The 17337-nt window shown below is 40.6% G+C and carries 16 protein-coding genes, 1 pseudogene and 1 riboswitch; of the genes and pseudogenes, 15 read left to right on the forward strand and 2 right to left on the reverse strand.

Features of this window, described 5'->3' with window-relative positions:
• Positions 1-85 precede the first annotated feature (85 nt).
• The 4 genes and pseudogenes from FTV50_RS16850 to FTV50_RS04415 form a co-directional block, all read left to right on the forward strand.
• Positions 86-193: pseudogene (locus FTV50_RS16850) on the forward strand (cation transporter); the annotation flags it as partial.
• A 24-nt stretch (positions 194-217) separates the two neighbouring features.
• Positions 218-2704, forward strand: coding sequence for a copper-translocating P-type ATPase (locus FTV50_RS04405; protein WP_373683676.1), 2487 nt, complete (start codon positions 218-220; stop codon positions 2702-2704).
• 1 nt (position 2705) lies between these two features.
• Positions 2706-3125: a Cu(I)-responsive transcriptional regulator gene (cueR, locus tag FTV50_RS04410; protein ID WP_111884371.1), complete on the forward strand. Its 420-nt coding sequence runs from the start codon at positions 2706-2708 to the stop codon at positions 3123-3125.
• A gap of 66 nt (positions 3126-3191) precedes the next feature.
• Positions 3192-3386 (forward strand): heavy-metal-associated domain-containing protein, encoded by a 195-nt coding sequence (locus FTV50_RS04415; RefSeq protein ID WP_078190942.1) that lies wholly within the window; start codon positions 3192-3194, stop codon positions 3384-3386.
• Positions 3387-3451: 65 nt separating this feature from the next.
• Here FTV50_RS04415 and FTV50_RS04420 read toward each other — a convergent pair whose 3' ends face one another.
• Positions 3452-4057 (reverse strand): TetR/AcrR family transcriptional regulator, encoded by a 606-nt coding sequence (locus tag FTV50_RS04420; protein ID WP_078190941.1) that lies wholly within the window; start codon positions 4055-4057, stop codon positions 3452-3454.
• A gap of 605 nt (positions 4058-4662) precedes the next feature.
• Between FTV50_RS04420 and FTV50_RS04425 the strand changes: the two genes are divergently transcribed.
• The 4 genes from FTV50_RS04425 (at position 4663) to FTV50_RS04440 (ending at position 9886) form a co-directional block, all read left to right on the forward strand.
• Entirely contained in the window at positions 4663-6441 is a 1779-nt protein-coding gene (locus FTV50_RS04425; protein ID WP_078193796.1) for an acyl-CoA dehydrogenase C-terminal domain-containing protein, read from the forward strand.
• A gap of 101 nt (positions 6442-6542) precedes the next feature.
• Positions 6543-7712 carry a thiolase family protein gene (locus FTV50_RS04430; RefSeq protein WP_078193795.1) on the forward strand — a complete coding sequence of 390 codons (1170 nt, stop codon included), beginning with the start codon at positions 6543-6545 and terminating at the stop codon, positions 7710-7712.
• Between the two features lie 133 nt (positions 7713-7845).
• Positions 7846-9345, forward strand: coding sequence for a succinate CoA transferase (locus tag FTV50_RS04435; RefSeq protein ID WP_171319206.1), 1500 nt, complete (start codon positions 7846-7848; stop codon positions 9343-9345).
• Positions 9346-9568: 223 nt separating this feature from the next.
• Positions 9569-9886 (forward strand): hypothetical protein, encoded by a 318-nt coding sequence (locus FTV50_RS04440; RefSeq protein WP_372491152.1) that lies wholly within the window; start codon positions 9569-9571, stop codon positions 9884-9886.
• An 89-nt stretch (positions 9887-9975) separates the two neighbouring features.
• On the opposite strand, the gene FTV50_RS04445 is transcribed toward FTV50_RS04440, so the two are convergent.
• On the reverse strand, positions 9976-10677 hold the full coding sequence (locus tag FTV50_RS04445) for an HAD family phosphatase (protein WP_180023639.1): 702 nt from the start codon (positions 10675-10677) through the stop codon (positions 9976-9978).
• 190 nt (positions 10678-10867) lie between these two features.
• Between FTV50_RS04445 and FTV50_RS04450 the strand changes: the two genes are divergently transcribed.
• The 7 genes from FTV50_RS04450 to FTV50_RS04480 all read left to right on the forward strand — a co-directional run bounded on the left by FTV50_RS04450 (position 10868) and on the right by FTV50_RS04480 (position 17336).
• Positions 10868-11761, forward strand: a complete 894-nt coding sequence (locus FTV50_RS04450) for a LysR substrate-binding domain-containing protein (RefSeq protein WP_078190935.1) — start codon at positions 10868-10870, stop codon at positions 11759-11761.
• A gap of 181 nt (positions 11762-11942) precedes the next feature.
• Positions 11943-12971, forward strand: coding sequence for a taurine ABC transporter substrate-binding protein (tauA, locus tag FTV50_RS04455; protein ID WP_180023640.1), 1029 nt, complete (start codon positions 11943-11945; stop codon positions 12969-12971).
• A 10-nt stretch (positions 12972-12981) separates the two neighbouring features.
• Positions 12982-13767, forward strand: coding sequence for a taurine ABC transporter ATP-binding protein (locus FTV50_RS04460; RefSeq protein ID WP_180023641.1), 786 nt, complete (start codon positions 12982-12984; stop codon positions 13765-13767).
• 1 nt (position 13768) lies between these two features.
• Positions 13769-14635, forward strand: coding sequence for a taurine ABC transporter permease TauC (gene tauC / locus FTV50_RS04465; protein ID WP_078193790.1), 867 nt, complete (start codon positions 13769-13771; stop codon positions 14633-14635).
• A 30-nt stretch (positions 14636-14665) separates the two neighbouring features.
• Entirely contained in the window at positions 14666-15511 is an 846-nt protein-coding gene (gene tauD / locus FTV50_RS04470; RefSeq protein WP_180023642.1) for a taurine dioxygenase, read from the forward strand.
• 281 nt (positions 15512-15792) lie between these two features.
• Positions 15793-15904: riboswitch (guanidine-I (ykkC/yxkD leader) on the forward strand.
• Positions 15905-15933: 29 nt separating this feature from the next.
• Positions 15934-16671 carry an urea amidolyase associated protein UAAP1 gene (locus tag FTV50_RS04475; protein WP_180023643.1) on the forward strand — a complete coding sequence of 246 codons (738 nt, stop codon included), beginning with the start codon at positions 15934-15936 and terminating at the stop codon, positions 16669-16671.
• A gap of 14 nt (positions 16672-16685) precedes the next feature.
• Positions 16686-17336 (forward strand): urea amidolyase associated protein UAAP2, encoded by a 651-nt coding sequence (locus FTV50_RS04480; protein ID WP_180023644.1) that lies wholly within the window; start codon positions 16686-16688, stop codon positions 17334-17336.
• The last annotated feature ends 1 nt before the right edge of the window (position 17337 follow it).

The raw sequence follows: 17337 nt of genomic DNA on the forward strand, positions 1-17337 counted from the left end.
TAAAACAAGCACATATGATTGGGATGTTGCCATGACAGATTCGACAGAACACAAACTTTTTGATGGCACACTTGCTATTGAAGGGATGACCTGTGCTTCTTGTGTGGCACGGGTGGAAAAAGCCTTAAAAAAAGTCGATGGCATCACTGATGCTCAAGTGAATTTAGCCACTGAAACAGCACATGTTCAGAGTGATAAAAGTGTGGATTATCCGGCGGTGATTCAGGCCGTTGAAAAGGCCGGTTTTGGCGTTGCACAAAAGCAGCTTGAACTTGAAATTGAAGGGATGACTTGCGCATCGTGTGTTGCACGTGTTGAAAAAGCCTTAAAGACAGTTCCAGAGGTCATTGATGCAAAAGTGAATTTGGCAACTGAAAAAGCCACGATTACGGCATTGGCATCTGTTGAAAATTCTGCATTGGCGAAGTCCGTAGAAAAAGCAGGTTTTCATATTGCACAGCCTAATATTGAATTAAATATTGACGGTATGACCTGTGCTTCATGTGTAGCACGAGTCGAAAAAGCTTTAAACGCTGTAGACGGTGTTAGTAAAGCAACTGTAAATTTAGCCAGTGAAAAAGCTTTTGTTCAGGCTCCCGCTTCAAAAACACAAGAATTGATCGCGGCAGTTAAAAAAGCGGGATACAGTGCTAGCATTGCTACGCAGCAACAACCGACAATGGCAGAAAAAAAAGCCGATGAGGCTCGGTTACTCAAACGTGATTTAATCATCGCATTGGTACTCGCTGTTCCTGTTTTTATCTTGGAGATGGGATCACACATGATTCCAGCGTTTCATCATTTTATTGCGCATAATTTAGGGACACAAAATAGTTGGTATATTCAGTTTATATTAACCACTTTGGTGTTAATCCTACCCGGAAGACGCTTTTATCAGCACGGCATACCAGCACTTGCGCGACTTGCCCCGGATATGAATTCTTTGGTCGCAGTCGGGACTTTATCTGCTTATAGTTTTTCTTGTGTTGCAACATTTGCTCCGCAATTATTACCGCAAGGTACGGTTCATGTGTACTTTGAAGCAGCCGCAGTAATTGTGGCGTTGATTCTTTTGGGTCGTTTTATGGAGGCGAAAGCCAAAGGTAAAACATCGCAAGCTATTCAATACTTAGTCGGTATGCAACCCAAAACAGCACGTGTAGAGCAATCTGGTAGCTATATAGATTTGCCGATTAGTGATGTTAAAACAGGTATGTTGATTGAAATTCGGCCTGGTGAACGTTGCCCAGTCGATGGTGCTGTAGTGTCTGGGAACAGTTATATTGATGAATCCATGATCAGTGGAGAGCCAATTCCTGTCGAGAAAAAAGCCGGTGATCAAGTTGTCGGCGGAACCATTAACCAAAATGGGGCATTGAAAATACAAGCCACTGCGGTAGGTCAAGATTCTGTTTTGGCACAAATTATCCATATGGTCGAACAAGCTCAGGGTTCAAAATTACCGATTCAAGCTTTGGTGGATAAAGTCACGTTATGGTTTGTACCGGTGGTGATGGCGTTGGCCTTGATCACCTTTTTAGTTTGGTATGTTGTAGGACCTGAACCGAGTTTAACCTATGCCTTAGTCAATGCTGTAGCAGTTCTGATCATCGCATGTCCATGTGCAATGGGTTTGGCAACGCCAACATCTATTATGGTCGGTACAGGGCGAGGTGCAGAACTTGGAGTTTTGTTCCGTAAAGGTGAAGCCTTACAACAACTCAAAAATACGCAAGTGGTTGCAGTCGATAAAACAGGGACATTGACGGAAGGTAAACCGAAATTAACTGATTTTGAAGTCACTGAAGATTTTGATAAAGATCGCGTATTTCAGTTATTGGTCTCTGTAGAGCAGAAATCTGAGCATCCGATTGCATATGCCATTGTTCAAGCTGCAAAAGAGATGCAAGTGCAACTTTTAGAGGTTGAGCATTTTGATTCCGTGACTGGTGCTGGGATTCAGGCCGTTGTTGAAGGACAAAGCATTTTTATCGGTGCAGATCATTTGATGCATAAACTTGGTTTAGATACACAAATCTTTTCAGTACTTGCAGAACGCATGGGAAATGAAGGGAAAACCCCGCTCTATGTATCGATCGATCAACAGCTTGCTGCCATTGTGGCTGTAGCCGACCCGATCAAAGCCACAACCTTTACAGCCATTCAAGCTTTGCATGATTTAGGACTGAAAGTGGCCATGATTACAGGCGACAACCGACATACTGCAACTGCCATAGCACGACAGTTGAAAATTGATCATGTGATCGCTGAAGTAATGCCAGACCAAAAAGTGCAATCTGTACAACAATTGCAAAAAGAACATGGTGTTGTTTGTTTTGTCGGCGATGGCATTAATGATGCGCCTGCACTTGCGCAAGCAGATGTCGGCATGGCTATTGGTACAGGGACAGATGTGGCGATAGAGGCCGCGGACGTTGTGCTTATGTCGGGTAATTTACAAATGGTACCGACAGCGATCGCACTGAGTACTGCGACGATGAATAATATTCGCCAAAACCTATTTTGGGCATTTATTTACAATGCAGCATTGATTCCTGTCGCTGCAGGTGTGTTATATCCATTCTTTGGCATATTGCTTTCACCTATGTTCGCCGCAGGTGCAATGGCACTTTCATCGGTGTTTGTTGTGTCAAATGCCTTGCGTTTAAAAGCATTTAAAGGGCCAGTTTTTCAGGAGTCTTGAGATGAATATTGGACAAGCAGCGAAAGCATCGGGCATTTCTGCAAAAATGATCCGCTATTATGAATCGATTGGGCTGTTAAATAATGCGCAGCGCACCGATGCCGGCTATCGAGTTTACTCGGAAGCCGATATTAAAACCTTGAGTTTCTTAAGACATGCGCGTGATTTAGGTTTTTCTTCTGAACAAATGAAAGATTTACTTGGGCTTTGGAAAAATCAAAGTCGGCAAAGTGTAGAAGTTAAAGCATTGGCGTTAAAACATATCCAGACCTTAAATCAAAAAATCGCAGACTTACAGGCCATGGTTGAGATCTTGCAACAGTCCGTCGATGGCTGTGCCGGTAATGATCAAGCCGATTGTACGATTTTAAATCAAATCGAAACGGGCATGGCTGAGTGCTGCCATACAGCAAAGATTTAAATCCGCTTGACCTTACAATCGCGGCAAGGTTTATAGTGTTGTTATTAGAAAAGAAGGATGAATATCATGAAATTTCGTATTGATAATATGACATGCGGTGGTTGTGCCCGTAGCGTAACAGCAACGATTAAAGACTTAGACGAAAATGCAACGGTCACTATTGATGTAGCTACAAAATTAGTTGACGTTGAATCTAGTGCCAGTGCAGAGCAATTGATTAGCGCTTTAACCGAAGATGGCTTCCCACCTGTGATTGCATAACCTAGATATTGTTTAATGAAAAAAAAGCCGAACAATTGTTCGGCTTTTTTATTTATAAATCAATTCTATACGGCTGAAATTTTATCTGGCGTCATCAGCGCCTGATTAATATATAGCTTGATTAAGCGTTCACGTGAACCGATTGATTTTTGATAATGCGTTGAATTGAGGAGTAGGGATGCACCATAAGTGACCGTCCAAATATAAGATAAATAATCACGTATCGACATTGCGCTTTCAAGTGATTTTAGATAATCACTGGTCATGTCCTTAATTTCAATAATACGTTCTTCACGAACACGATAGAGCTCTTCAAATAACTCTTTTAATTTACGTTCATTATTGGTTAAGCGTTCTTCAATGACATGTAATAATATAGTTCTGTTAGAATTCAACATATTATAAAGCATATATTGTGAAACATAAGTTTTAATATCATGATTATATTTTTTTGAAATTTCTAATAATCGTTTTTCATTTAAGATAATCAGTTCTAAATATAATTGGTTTTTACTTTTAAAATGTTTATAAATCGTGCCTTTGGCAATATCTAGTTCACAAGCTAACTCACTTAAGGTGATGTCTTGATTATTATCTAATAGCAGGGTTTCTGCCATGGCTAAAATTTTTTCCTTGCGAAGGATAAAATTTTGTTGGCGTACTGAACTCATGATAACTGTTCCATAAACATCTTGAGGGTGAACAAGCCTAGCTTAAGCTAAATCTTGTGAATCTTACATTCCACTATGGTCTCAAATATTACATAAATTGGTTTAAAAATAAACACATTAGTAGAGTGCGTAAAACATATAGAATTCATAGCATAAAATTAATGTCAATAAAACTGAACCCTTGAGGTCATTTTTTTGAAATAAAATTCCATTTTTATTTTTTTTAATTTATTGTCTTTTCGCTTTTACAACAAAAGCAGCATTTAACAAAACGGTCTTGGTTGTTATGTTATTAATACAACCTAAATTAAACATGATTATAGGTACTATTATGTTTGGTTTTAATCAATTACCAATTATAAATTTAGTCAATTCAATAAATTTATTTAATTGTAATAAAATAATGCTGCTCAAAATATCAGGTGGTTATTTTCCACTTGTCGGTAAAAACACGTTATCTATATCCATTTTAGATATCTATCTGAAAAAACAGATCTTTAAAAAATCCACACAAAATTGATTTGATGATTTTGTGCGGGAGCGTGCAACTTTAAAAAAGTACTTTGTCAAAGACGCTGACAAAGCCTGTAGAAAAGGAAAGTACAATGCCAATATACAATGCGCCGTTAAAGGACATGGACTTCATCTTAAATGATGTATTCAATGCAGATGAGTTCTGGCAGTCAAATGAAAACTTAGCTCATATTGATATGGCGACTGCAAATGCCATTTTAGAAGAAATGGCTAAGTTTTCTAAAAACGTTATTCTAGACTTGAACCGTACTGCAGATGAAGAAGGTGGTGCGCAGTTTAGTAATGGTGTTGTTACTACGCCTACAGGGTTTAAAGACGCTTTTAAACAATTCGCTGAAGGTGGTTGGGTTGGTTTAGGCGCTTCTGAAGAATGGGGCGGCCAAAACATGCCGAAAATGTTGACAGTACTTGCTGACGAAATGATTTGGAGTACCAATCCATCATTTATGTTGTATCCACTACTGACTGTGGGTGCAGGTATGGCGATTAATGACCGTGCTTCGCAAGAGCAAAAAGAAACCTATCTTCCAAAATTTTATACGGGTGAATGGTCAGGCACTATGTGTTTAACTGAACCACATTCAGGGACTGATTTGGGGATCATTAAAACCAAAGCAGAGCCGAATGAAGATGGTTCATTTAACATTACAGGCACGAAAATTTTCATCACCAGTGGTGAACATGATCTGTGTGAAAACATCATCCATCTTGTGTTAGCAAAAACGCCAAATGCACCTGCGGGTTCACGTGGTATTTCATTGTTTATCGTTCCAAAATTCCATGTCAATGCCGATGGCTCAGTCGGTGAACGTAATGCTGTTTCAGCGGGTTCAATTGAACACAAGATGGGTATTAAAGGTTCTGCAACGTGTGTTATGAACTTTGATGGTGCCAAAGGTTATATCGTTGGTAAAGAAAACGAAGGTCTTGCGGCGATGTTTGTCATGATGAACTATGAACGTTTATCGATGGGTATCCAAGGGATTGGCGCTGCAGAATTTGCTTACCAAAATGCTGCACAGTATGCGACTGATCGTCTACAAGGTCGTTCTGCGACAGGTGTGAAATCTCCTGAAAAACCAGCAGACTCTATTTTAGTACATGGTGATGTACGTCGTATGTTGTTGAATGTACGCGCCAACAACGAAGCATCTCGTGCATTTGCTGTGTATGTTGGCCAGCAACTGGATATTACAAAATATTCAACTGACGAAGCTGCTGTGAAAAAAGCCAATGACCGCGTGGCTTTATTGACACCTATTGCAAAAGCCTACCTAACAGATACAGCCCTACAAGCTACTTTAGAAGCGCAAATGTGCTTTGGTGGTCATGGCTATATCCGTGAATGGGGTATGGAGCAATGCATTCGTGACTTACGTATTTCACAGATTTACGAAGGCACAAATGGCGTACAAGCGATTGATTTAATTGGACGCAAAACCACGAAATGTAATGGTGCATTTATTGCCGAATACATTACTGAAATTCGTGATTTTGCTGCAACCATGGCAGATTCAAAAGTTAAATCTGCAGCATTGCAAGTTTCTGACGAAGTTGAAGCATTAACGCAATTCATTATTGAACAATCTAAAACTACACCAGACTTTAGCAGTTCGGTTGCAGTCGATTATCTGCATGCAGTTGGTTTACTCAGCTTTGTTTATATGTTTGCACGTATTAGCAAAGCTGCGGCTGCAAAACCAGAGAGCTTCTTCCAAAACAAACTGGTACTCGCAGATTTCTATGTTGAGAAAGTTCTACCTGACCTTGCTGCCCGTGCTCAACGCATTAAAGCAGGTTCTGAACTTATCATGCAGCTATCTGAAGAATACTTCACCGCTCAATCTTAAAGTTTCATCGAAACCACTGTGAAAAACATTAAGATGGAAAATCTGAGGAACCAGTCATGGTTCCTTGGGGTTAAAAGATTTAAAACAGGATGAAATAAGAAATGATTGTAATTGTAGATGGCGTACGTACAGCGATGGGTGGTTTTCAGGGTTCACTTTCATCTTGTACAGCCCCAGACTTAGGTGCTGCAGCGATTCAAGCTGTTGTTGCACGTGCAGGTTTAGAACCTACAGATATTGACGAAGTTATTTTTGGCTGTGTATTACCGGCTGGTCTTAAACAAGGTCCTGCACGCCAAGCGATGCGTCAAGCAGGTTTACCAGATACAACGGGTGCCACCACAATTAATAAAATTTGTGGTTCAGGCATGAAGGCGGTGATGCAAGCAGCCGATGCGATTAAAGCTGGTTCTGCTAATATTGTGGTTGCTGGTGGTATGGAATCGATGTCAAATGCGCCATATTTACTTGAAAAAGCGCGTTCAGGCTATCGTATGGGTCATGGTAAAACCACAGACCACATGTTCCAAGAAGGCTTAGAAGATGCTGAGACAGGTTTATCGATGGGTATTCTGGCACAAGATATGGCAGATAAAAAAGGCTATACCCGTGAACAGCAAGATGCTTTTGCCATCAACTCACTCAATAAAGCCGTTGCAGCGATTCAAGGCGGTTTCTTCAAAAATGAAATCGTGCCAGTTACTGTTAAAAGCCGTAAAGGTGACGTCGTTGTTGACACAGATGAACAGCCATTAAGTGCTAAGCCTGAAAAAATCCCAACACTGCGTCCTGCATTCAAAAAAGACGGCACGATCACAGCTGCCAATGCCAGCTCAATTTCTGACGGTGCATCAGCTTTGGTGGTTACATCAGAAGAAACGGCTCAAGCACGTGGTTTAACGCCACTGGCGAAAGTCGTTGCTTATGCTACAAATTCACAGCATCCGTCAGAGTTCACGATTGCTCCAGTCGGTGCTATTGAGAAAGTACTTGCACAAGCCGGTTGGGATGCACAAGAAGTTGACCTGTGGGAAGTCAATGAAGCATTTGCCATGGTTACAATGCTGGCGATTGATGGATTTAACTTAGATGAAGCAAAAGTGAACATTCATGGTGGTGCTTGCTCACTTGGTCACCCACTAGGTTCATCTGGTTCACGTATTATTGTGACGCTGATTCATGCCTTAAAACGCACTGGCGGTAAAAAAGGTGTCGCAGCACTGTGTATTGGTGGCGGTGAAGCAACTGCAATTGCGGTTGAACTGATTTAATTTGCCTCAATTTATATAAGTAAGCTTTTAGATAAGTACGTTTTTAGATAAGCAATAACAAACGCTATCTCAGTTCGCTGGGATGGCGAAAAAAGATGTTTATTTTGAGATATTTATTTTTTGAGATTTAATTATGAATGGTTTAGATCGCATTCGCTTACTCTCCCTTCGCGACAAAGTAATGTCTGCTGAAAAAGCGATTGAGTTAATTCAAGATGGTTCAGTGGTTGGTTTAAGTGGTTTTGGTGGTGCAGGTGAGGCAAAGACGGTTCCATTGGCACTTGCAGATCATGCAGTTTCACATCCTCTTCGTATCACGTTGGCAACGGGTGCTAGTTTAGGAAATAGTATCGATGGTCGCCTCAATGCGGCGCATGCGATAGAACGTCGTTATCCGTATCAGGCAGATCCTGGTTTACGTAAAGCCATTAACGCTGGCGAGGTCATGTATATTGACCAACACTTGTCTGAAATGGCCGATAATATTCGTCATCATAATTTACCGCGCATTAATGTGGCCGTTATTGCAGCGACTGCAATTACAGAAGATGGTCAAGTTATTCCGACAGGTTCATGTGGTAACTCAGCCAATTTCATTGAAATGGCAGATCATGTGATTATTGAAATTGATAATACGATTAACCCAGTGCTTGAAGGTGTACATGATATTTATGTGCCGAAAGCGCGACCAAACCGTGGGCCAATTCCACTGACTCAGGTCGGTGAACGTATTGGTACGATTGGGATCAATGTCAGCCCCGATAAGATTTCAGCTATTGTGTTGAATGATCTGCCAGATACCCAGTTTAAAATGGATGAACCTGATGCTGAAACCCTAGCGATTGCTCAGCACCTGATTGATTTCTTTGAAGGTGAAGTAGCAGCAGGGCGTTTGCCTGAAAATTTAGGCCCGCTACAGTCAGGTGTGGGTTCGATTGCCAATGCTGTATTTGCTGGTTTCGAGCATTCTAATTTCCATGATTTGGAAATGTATTCAGAAGTACTACAAGACTGTACTTTCCAGCTAATTGATTCTGGAAAAATGAAATTTGCCTCAGGCTGTTCAATGACGTTATCTGAGCCTTGTGCACAGCACGTGATGAACAATTTTGATCAGTACAAAGACAAAATTGTGTTACGTCCACAAGAGCTATCCAATAACCCTGAAATCATTCGACGTTTAGGCATTATTGCGATTAATACTGCGCTTGAGTTTGATATTTACGGAAACGTAAATTCGACCCATGTGACGGGTACCAAAATGATGAACGGTATCGGTGGTTCAGGAGATTTTACTCGTCATGCGCACATTGCCATTTTTGTAACCAAGTCGATTGCAAAAGGCGGTGCGATTTCATCTGTCGTGCCAATGGTGAGTCATACCGACCACACTGACCACGACGTTGACATCGTGGTTACAGAGCAGGGCTTGGCAGATTTACGTGGTCTTTCACCACGTGAGCGTGCACGTAAAGTCATTGAAATCTGCGCACATCCAGATTATCGCGCAGCATTGTTGAGCTACTTTGAACGCGCATGTGAGCTTGGTGGTCAAACGCCGCATATTTTAAAAGAGGCTTTGTCTTGGCATGCCACTTTTGAAGAAACCGGTTCAATGCGTCAAATCGTATAAATCTAAAGATTGAAAATATTTAAATAAGCCCACGATCAAGTGGGCTTATTTATTATGAAAGACTACAAATGTTTCAAAACATGACAAAAGAAAAACAGCAGGACTTGGTTTGCAACTTTTGCACAACATGAACGGTCTTAAGTTCTCTTCAAGGCTTTCTATAATGCAAAACTCATTGACAAAGAAGGTCAGTATTTTGAAAAAGATTCAATTATTTTCTGCGATGTTGTTCGCAGTTCTCCTCACTGCATGTAAACAAAGTCCAGCGCCTGATTATGCTGGAACATGGCAAAATACCGCAGTAGATCCGCAACTTGAAAATGCGTTGATTATTAGTAAAAATGGTGAAAACTATTTCATTACCAATACTTTAAAAGATAAAAAAAGTGGTAAATCTGAAAAGAAAAATCCTGTACCTGCATCTGTCGCTGAATCTGGGTTACTGGCTGTAAACTCTGGGACAGGTGCTGTTGAATTTGCGATTGACGAAAAAACGGGAAATTTAGTCGGGTCTGGATCCATTTATAAAAAAGTAAAATAGATCAATTATCTATTGATGCAAAAATATCAAAAGCAGCCTCTAAGTTGGGCTGCTTTTTAACTTTTAAGCGAACGCTTATTTACTTTAACTTAGTTCAGAACCGAAGAGAAATCATGGATAAAATAATCCGCTTTATTTTTGATTTGCTCAATTTCGTGCTCTGAATATGCATCATACACGGCAACCACTTCAATGCCTGCTGCATTTGCAGCTTCTACACCAATGAGTGAATCTTCAAAAATTAAACATTCTTCAGGTCGAACTGCAAAATGTTCAATCGCCTGTAAATAGACTTCAGGATGCGGCTTAATATTTTTGACACTTTCACGGGTCAGGATCAGATCAAAACTATTTTCAAAATGCAGCTTTGGATAAATGTTGATATTTTTTTGATATCGATAAATATTTTGCAGGCTGGTCGTGGTGGTAATTGCCACCTGAATGCCTTGCTGAATAAGCTGTTGAACAAATAACGCTGCATGTGGTTTAAGCAAGATGATATGTTCTAAAAAATGCTGTGAAATGGCATATCGTTGCTGTTTGATTTGATCTGCTGTGTGCTGTTCAATGCTGTAAGTATCTTTTAGATAGTTACAGTACATTAAGTAAGGGTCTGGTGTATTTTTAAATAATTGCAGCTGAATGTCACGTTCACGTTGAATTAAACCCAGTTGGATGGTTTGTCCAGTTAACTGTTGAATCAAATCTGCGTCGACCTGATTCCACACGCCAACAGAGTCGATAAGTGTGCCATCTAAATCAAAACAAACCAGTTTTTTTCCTTGAAGCATGTTGATATCCAAATTCGAGCTGTGTCTATTATGCGGACGGATTGGAGTGTTGAAAAGCCAAATGCAACTGAGCAGGCTAAACTGGCGTTTCATCTGCAATAAAAGTAATATTTCGTTATTGGCTTTTTGTATAATTCAGCAGATGATGCACAGCATAACTTGCAATATTTAATTAGGGATTAAATCTTTCGTGTTTGAATTGGACTGTAAACTTCTTAGCATTTTTTTTCATGTTTATAAGTACAAAAATGTGTCACAAGCTGCTGAACACTTGCAGATGAGTCAGCCTACAGTCAGTAATATTTTAAATAAAATACGACAGCATTATAACGACCCCTTATTTTTACGTATCGGCAATGAAATGGTGCCTACGGAGTTATCGCGTCAATTATTTCCTTTAGTTAGCGAAGCCTTGAGTAAAGTCGAAGCCATTAATAATTTTACGATTAATTTTGATCAAGCCATTTCAGATCAACAATTTACTTTGGCCATGACCGATGTTTCGCATTTGGTTTTATTGCCTAAAATCAGCCAATATCTAAAAAAACACGCGCCACAAATACGTCTGAATGTACGCCCGATTACCACTGAAACCAGTTATCAAATGGCGAATGGTGAAATTGATTTAGCATTGGGGTTTTTACCACATTTGGAAAGCGGTTTTTATCAACAAAAACTGTTTGAGCAATATTATGTGGTGATTGCAGCTAAGGATCATCCACGATTAACGGGTGACACCATTACAACTGAGCAATATTTATCAGAGTCGCATATTGATATTGATGCTGGGATGGGGCACTACCATATTGAAAATGAGTTGCTTAACCTTGATTTAAAACGTGATATTTTGATGCGATTACCTAGTTATTTAGGTGTGGGCTTGGTTGTGCAAGACACTGATGCGATTGCAACTGTGCCGTACTACTTGAGTGAAGTATTGCTTTCGCGCGGCAACTTAAAAATATTTGACGCACCGATTGCATTTCCAACCTATGGCGTGAAGCAATATTGGCATATGTCCTGCCATCATAAAACCAGCCATCAATGGCTACGTCATATGTTCCATGAAATCTTAGTGAAGTAAAAAATACCATTAAAAGATCTCGTGCAGAAAATTGATTGCTAGACGTTTAGTGAATAAAAGCATAAGTATTCCACTAATCGATAAATGCAATTTTGTGATAAATATTGTCAATTAACTTATTTTTAATCATAAAGCTGACTGATTAGTATGTGAATTAGTTATCACTTTTTATGAAAAAAATATGAGCGGCAAATCAAAACCTTTAATTATTACGGCGATCGTCATTGTGGCGATCGCTGCTTTCGTATATTTCCAAGCTAAAAAATCTACTCCTGACACTTCAACGGCTGCGCAAAAAGAGCAGAAAGCGGTAGTCATTGCCTATCAAACGGGTGTTGATCCGAGCAAAGTGGCGCAGGCCAATGGCGATTATGAAAAAGACAGCCAACAAAAAATTGAGTGGAAAAAATTTGATACGGGCGCAGACGTTGTAAATGCTTTGGCATCAGGTGATGTCAGTATTGGCAATATTGGGACAAGTCCTTTAGCTGCTGCCGCCAGCCGTGATTTACCTATTGAAGTGTTTTTTATCGCAGCAAAACTTGGTGCTTCAGAAGCCTTAGTGGTGAGCAATAAATCTGGCATTCAAAAACCTGAAGACTTAAAGGGTAAAACCATTGCTGTCCCTTTTGTTTCTACAGCACATTACAGCCTGCTTTCTGCATTAAAGCATTGGAATTTATCTGAGGCTGAGGTCAAAATTATTAATTTGCGCCCGCCTGAAATCTCAGCAGCGTGGGAACGTGGTGATATTGACGCGACTTATGTATGGGAACCCGCTTTAAGTAAGGCGAGTGCCACAGGTAAAGTTCTGACCGATTCTAAGCAAGTTGCAGAATGGGGCACACCAACCTTTGATGTATGGGTGGTTCGTAAAGACTTTGCAGAGCAAAATTCAGAGTTTTTAAAATCTTTCGTTCAAACTTCTTTAAAGAAAATAGATGAATACAATCAAGATCCGAAAGCGTTTGAAGCGAATACTGCTTATATCAATAGCATTGCGCAATTAACCGGTTCTGATGCGAAAGATATTCCATTGCTGCTATCTGGCAATATTTATTTGAACCAACAGCAGCAAGCTCAAAGTTTCAGCACAGATTTTGCCAAGAATATTTTAGATACAGCAACCTTTTTAAAAGCCCAAGGCAAAGTAGATAAAGTTAAAGCTGATTACAAGGACAATGTAACAGCCTTATTTGTTCAGCCTTAAGGATGTGAAAATGAGTATCTTAAAAGCGGAAAATATTAGCCTGACCTATCCTGAACATGAGGTGGCTGTACTAAAAAATACCAATTTGGACGTACCTGAATCGACTTTAACGGTTGTACTTGGCGAGTCTGGCTGCGGCAAAACGACGCTTTTAAATATTCTGGCGGGTTTTCAACCGGTGAGCGCTGGCCACGTCAAAATCGATGATGAAGTTCTAACTGGCCCAGATGCAAGACGTGCTGTGGTCTTCCAAGAACATGCCTTACTGCCTTGGCTCAATGTGTCAGATAACGTGGCATTTTCCTTGAAATTAAAAGGCTTAAAAAGTACGGAGATAAAGTCACAAGTTGCATCTATTTTAAATACCGTAGGGCTGTCGCATGTGGCAAATGCCAATATTTGGGAACTTTCAGGCGGTATGAAACAGCGCGTCGGTATTGCACGAGCCTTGATTAGTCATGCACCATTTATTTTGCTGGATGAACCCTTTGCAGCACTCGATGCATTTACCCGAGAAAGCATGCAGGAGTTCGTACTGGATTTATGGATTAAAGATAAAAAGGGCTTCTTTTTAATTACCCATGATATTGAAGAGGCGCTTTTATTAAGCAATCAATTGGTGCTGATGACAGCGCGCCCGGGGACGATTGTTGAAACGCTCAAGCTGGATTTTGCTGAGCGCTACCGTAAAGGCGAATCTATACGAGCGATTAAGTCTGATCAGCAGTTTATTCAGCTGCGTGAAATGTTGTTTGAACGCTTAAAAGCGCAAAAATTACATGTGATGGAGTCTTAATATGAATACGCAAATTCAAAAATTAAATAAGGCTCATCTAAGCGAAAATCGTGCAGAAGCAGCAACATTAAACAGAAGTTCCTCTACTTCTATATTTAGAAAAAATTTACCACTTATTGTAAGCATCGGCAGCGTGCTGAGCATTTTAGTACTTTGGTTTGTCGTAACCACTTTGAAAATTATTCCTGAGCTTTTTTTACCAAGTCCAGCAGCGGTATGGCAGAAGTTTATTGAAGTCAGCCAGCAAGGTTTTATGAAAGCCACGCTTTGGCAGCATTTGGCTGAAAGTATTGGCCGTGTGTTTAGCGCACTCATTGCTGCTATTGTGATTGGTGTGCCTTTAGGTTTATGGATGGGACTCAACAAATGGGTACGTGCTGTATTTGATCCACTTGTGGAGCTACTCCGTCCCATTCCACCGCTTGCGTATTTACCGTTATTGGTGATTTGGTTTGGTATTGGTGAAACCACCAAAGTGCTGCTGATTTTCTTTTCAATTTTGGCGCCAATTATTATCAGCAGTGCACATGGTGTGATCAGCCATCAAAAAAACCGTGAACGTGCAGCATTATCTTTAGGCGCAACGCGGTTGCAGGTTTTGCAATATGTGATTTTACCAACAGCTTTGCCGCACATATTAACGGGTGTGCGTATTGGCTTGGGTGTGGGCTGGTCAACACTGGTGGCTGCAGAGTTGGTTGCTGCTGATCGCGGTATTGGTTTTATGGTGCAGTCTGCGGCTCAGTTCCTAATTACTGATACCGTGATTCTTGGGATTATTGTGATCGCGATTGTCGCAGTAAGTTTTGAGCTATTTTTACGTTGGCTGCAAAAGCAGTTGGCGCCTTGGTATGGCCAACAGCTGTAAACAGATCTAGAGATTGAAGAAGATTTAATTATGTCATTGCAAGCAAAGCAAATTAACCCAAACATTGGCGCTGTTATTGAAGGTATCGATTTAAACCATGCCGATACACCGTTGCTGCAGGAAATAAAACAGTCACTATTGCAGCATCAAGTGATCTTTTTTAGAAAGCAGGCGCTTAGCGCACAGTCGCAAGTGACGTTGGCAAAAACTTTTGGTACTTTACATATTCATCCGATTTACCCTGCGATGGATGATGCACCGGAAGTGATTGTACTGGATAGCCACAGACAAGATTTAAGAGACAATGACCTTTGGCATACTGATGTGACCTTTAGTCAGACACCGCCATTGGGCTGTGTGTTGCAAGCGATTAAAATCCCTGAATTTGGCGGGGATACGCTGTGGGCCAGCGGTACAGCAGCTTTTAATGCGCTCAGTGAAGATTTAAAACAGCAACTACGCGGTTTGACAGCGACACATGATATACGTAAGTCTTTTCCATTAGAGCGCTTTGGTACTACAGCAGCAGACCGCGAACGCCTTGAAAATAGTTTCCGTAAAAATCCGCCAGTAGTGCATCCGGTCGTACGTACACACCCAGAAACAGGCGTTGAAGTGTTGTTTGTGAATGAAGGATTTACGACGCAGATTAATGAGTTGAATGCACAAGAGAGCGATGCATTGCTGACATTCTTGTTTGAACATGCAGTGAAGGAAGAATTTCACTTGCGCTGGAAATGGCAAGAAGGTGATGTTGCCATTTGGGACAACCGCTGCACGCAGCACAAAGCGCTGTTTGACTATGGTGATGCGCACCGCATTATGCATCGTGCAACTGTGAATGGCTCGGTACCATTTTATAAAGCAGCAAGTTAAAAGCGAAAGCAGCTGTATGCAACATCACAGGAAAGGCTCAATACTAAAATTGGGCTTTTTATTTTGAAGAAATCTAAAAAATATAAATTCAAAAACACTTAACCATGATTGTACATGCACAAGGATGATGCATACCTAAGCAGATGGACAGTTCAAAAATAGCGCAATTTAAAACCAATACTGCAGCTTAAGCATCAAAAACGAACCCTAAAAGCCTTAGTATTACGTTTTATTCAAACCGTAATACCAAATTGGCACAGCCTTTGCTTTTCTATATACATCATAAAGTGAACTAGGGTTCCGATACATTTCTATGTATGACTGCGACCGAGAGTTCACGGCTTCGTTTTAATTCAAAGCAAAGCTGCACGGAGGGATAAAAGCCCGGGAGGTAAATAGTTAAGAATTAGGCAGAGGCTGCAATGAGCACAACACATTATCATGATGATAAAGAACTATGGACTGAACTTTTACCGGGCGGACACCACTGGTCAGCGCGTATTCAGCGTGGGGCAGTATTACAGCTTAAATCCCTTGGAAAAAATGCCAATGTGGCGCTGTACTGTGTAAATAGTGAAGATAAGCTTGAACGCTACAACATGCCAGATAGTCTCAAAGGTCAACACACAGCATATTTAAGTACAGGTCATATTTTGGCATCGGATTTAGGTCGTGCCATGATCTCGATAGTCATAGACGATCATGCTTGGAACGATGCATTTTGTGCACCAAGTACAGCACAACAAATCGAACAACAATTTGGTTCAAAAACTTTCCAAGATGCCCGTAACGATATGTACCGCAGTGGTAAGGATAGCTTACTGCTTGAAATGACCAAGTTTGGTTTATCTGCAACTGGCCTGAGCAGTACCTTAAATTTATTCTCTAAAGTTCAACCTGATGACAACGGCAACTTAAGCTATGTTGCTACGGACAATACAAATCAAATCATTGAGCTTCGCTTTGAAATGGATTGTTTGGTCTTTTTATCTGCTGCACCACATGCTCTAGATAACAGCACTGAATATGCACCTGCCGATGTTCAGCTTTCACTGTTTAAAGCACTATCTTTAGGCGACAGCGACATTTGCCGAGATTCATGTCCGCAAAATCAGCGTGCGTTCCAAAACAACAATCGTTACTACGCACTTAGCGCTTAATTGGGGGATACAACATGATTGCATTAATGAAATTAGAAAAATCAGTATTAAGTGAAGTTTGTCCTGCCGGTAAAGCATGGATGTGTGAAGTGAAGAAAGGGCAATATTTCCGTATAGTAGACTTAGAGGGCAATCAAGCGGTTGATACGCTCTTTATCTCGGCATCAAACCCTGAAGAGCGCTATAGCGCAACTGATACCTTAGCGATTAATCAACAAATCTATTTAGAAAAAGGCACAGCTTTATACACCAACTTTGGCAATAAAATTGCCACCATTCATGATGATAACTGCGGTCGTCATGACACTTTAGGTGGTGCATGTTCATGTGAAAGCAACACCGTTCGTTATGCAAATGACAAATATCCAATGCACAGTTGCCGTAACAATTTCATGATTGCGTTATCTCAGCATCCTATTGCCAAAAAACATGGCTTAAATGTCCGCCATATTGGCCCAAACATTAACTTCTTTATGAATGTGCCTGTGACTGCGGAAGGTCATCTTAAATTTGATGATGGTATTTCTGCGCCTGGAAAATATGTAGAGATTAAAGCCGAAATGGATTTAATTGTCCTCATTTCTAATTGCCCACAACTAAACAACCCATGTAATGCTTATAACCCAACAAAAATTCAACTGATCATCCGTGAAGGTGAGGAGTAAT

The sequence above is a fragment of the Acinetobacter sp. YH1901134 genome, from assembly GCF_013416965.1.
Taxonomy (GTDB): Bacteria; Pseudomonadota; Gammaproteobacteria; order Pseudomonadales; family Moraxellaceae; genus Acinetobacter; species Acinetobacter amyesii.

What these genes read in the sequence shown, in the direction of transcription:
- cueR (WP_111884371.1), top strand. Translation starts at nt 2,706, where the DNA reads ATGAATATTGGACAAGCAGCGAAAGCATCGGGCATTTCTGCAAAAATG.
- FTV50_RS04415 (WP_078190942.1), top strand. Translation starts at nt 3,192, where the DNA reads ATGAAATTTCGTATTGATAATATGACATGCGGTGGTTGTGCCCGTAGC.
- FTV50_RS04420 (WP_078190941.1), bottom strand. Translation starts at nt 4,057, where the DNA reads ATGAGTTCAGTACGCCAACAAAATTTTATCCTTCGCAAGGAAAAAATT.
- FTV50_RS04425 (WP_078193796.1), top strand. Translation starts at nt 4,663, where the DNA reads ATGCCAATATACAATGCGCCGTTAAAGGACATGGACTTCATCTTAAAT.
- FTV50_RS04430 (WP_078193795.1), top strand. Translation starts at nt 6,543, where the DNA reads ATGATTGTAATTGTAGATGGCGTACGTACAGCGATGGGTGGTTTTCAG.
- FTV50_RS04435 (WP_171319206.1), top strand. Translation starts at nt 7,846, where the DNA reads ATGAATGGTTTAGATCGCATTCGCTTACTCTCCCTTCGCGACAAAGTA.
- FTV50_RS04440 (WP_372491152.1), top strand. Translation starts at nt 9,569, where the DNA reads ATGTTGTTCGCAGTTCTCCTCACTGCATGTAAACAAAGTCCAGCGCCT.
- FTV50_RS04445 (WP_180023639.1), bottom strand. Translation starts at nt 10,677, where the DNA reads ATGCTTCAAGGAAAAAAACTGGTTTGTTTTGATTTAGATGGCACACTT.
- tauA (WP_180023640.1), top strand. Translation starts at nt 11,943, where the DNA reads ATGAGCGGCAAATCAAAACCTTTAATTATTACGGCGATCGTCATTGTG.
- FTV50_RS04460 (WP_180023641.1), top strand. Translation starts at nt 12,982, where the DNA reads ATGAGTATCTTAAAAGCGGAAAATATTAGCCTGACCTATCCTGAACAT.
- tauC (WP_078193790.1), top strand. Translation starts at nt 13,769, where the DNA reads ATGAATACGCAAATTCAAAAATTAAATAAGGCTCATCTAAGCGAAAAT.
- tauD (WP_180023642.1), top strand. Translation starts at nt 14,666, where the DNA reads ATGTCATTGCAAGCAAAGCAAATTAACCCAAACATTGGCGCTGTTATT.
- FTV50_RS04475 (WP_180023643.1), top strand. Translation starts at nt 15,934, where the DNA reads ATGAGCACAACACATTATCATGATGATAAAGAACTATGGACTGAACTT.
- FTV50_RS04480 (WP_180023644.1), top strand. Translation starts at nt 16,686, where the DNA reads ATGATTGCATTAATGAAATTAGAAAAATCAGTATTAAGTGAAGTTTGT.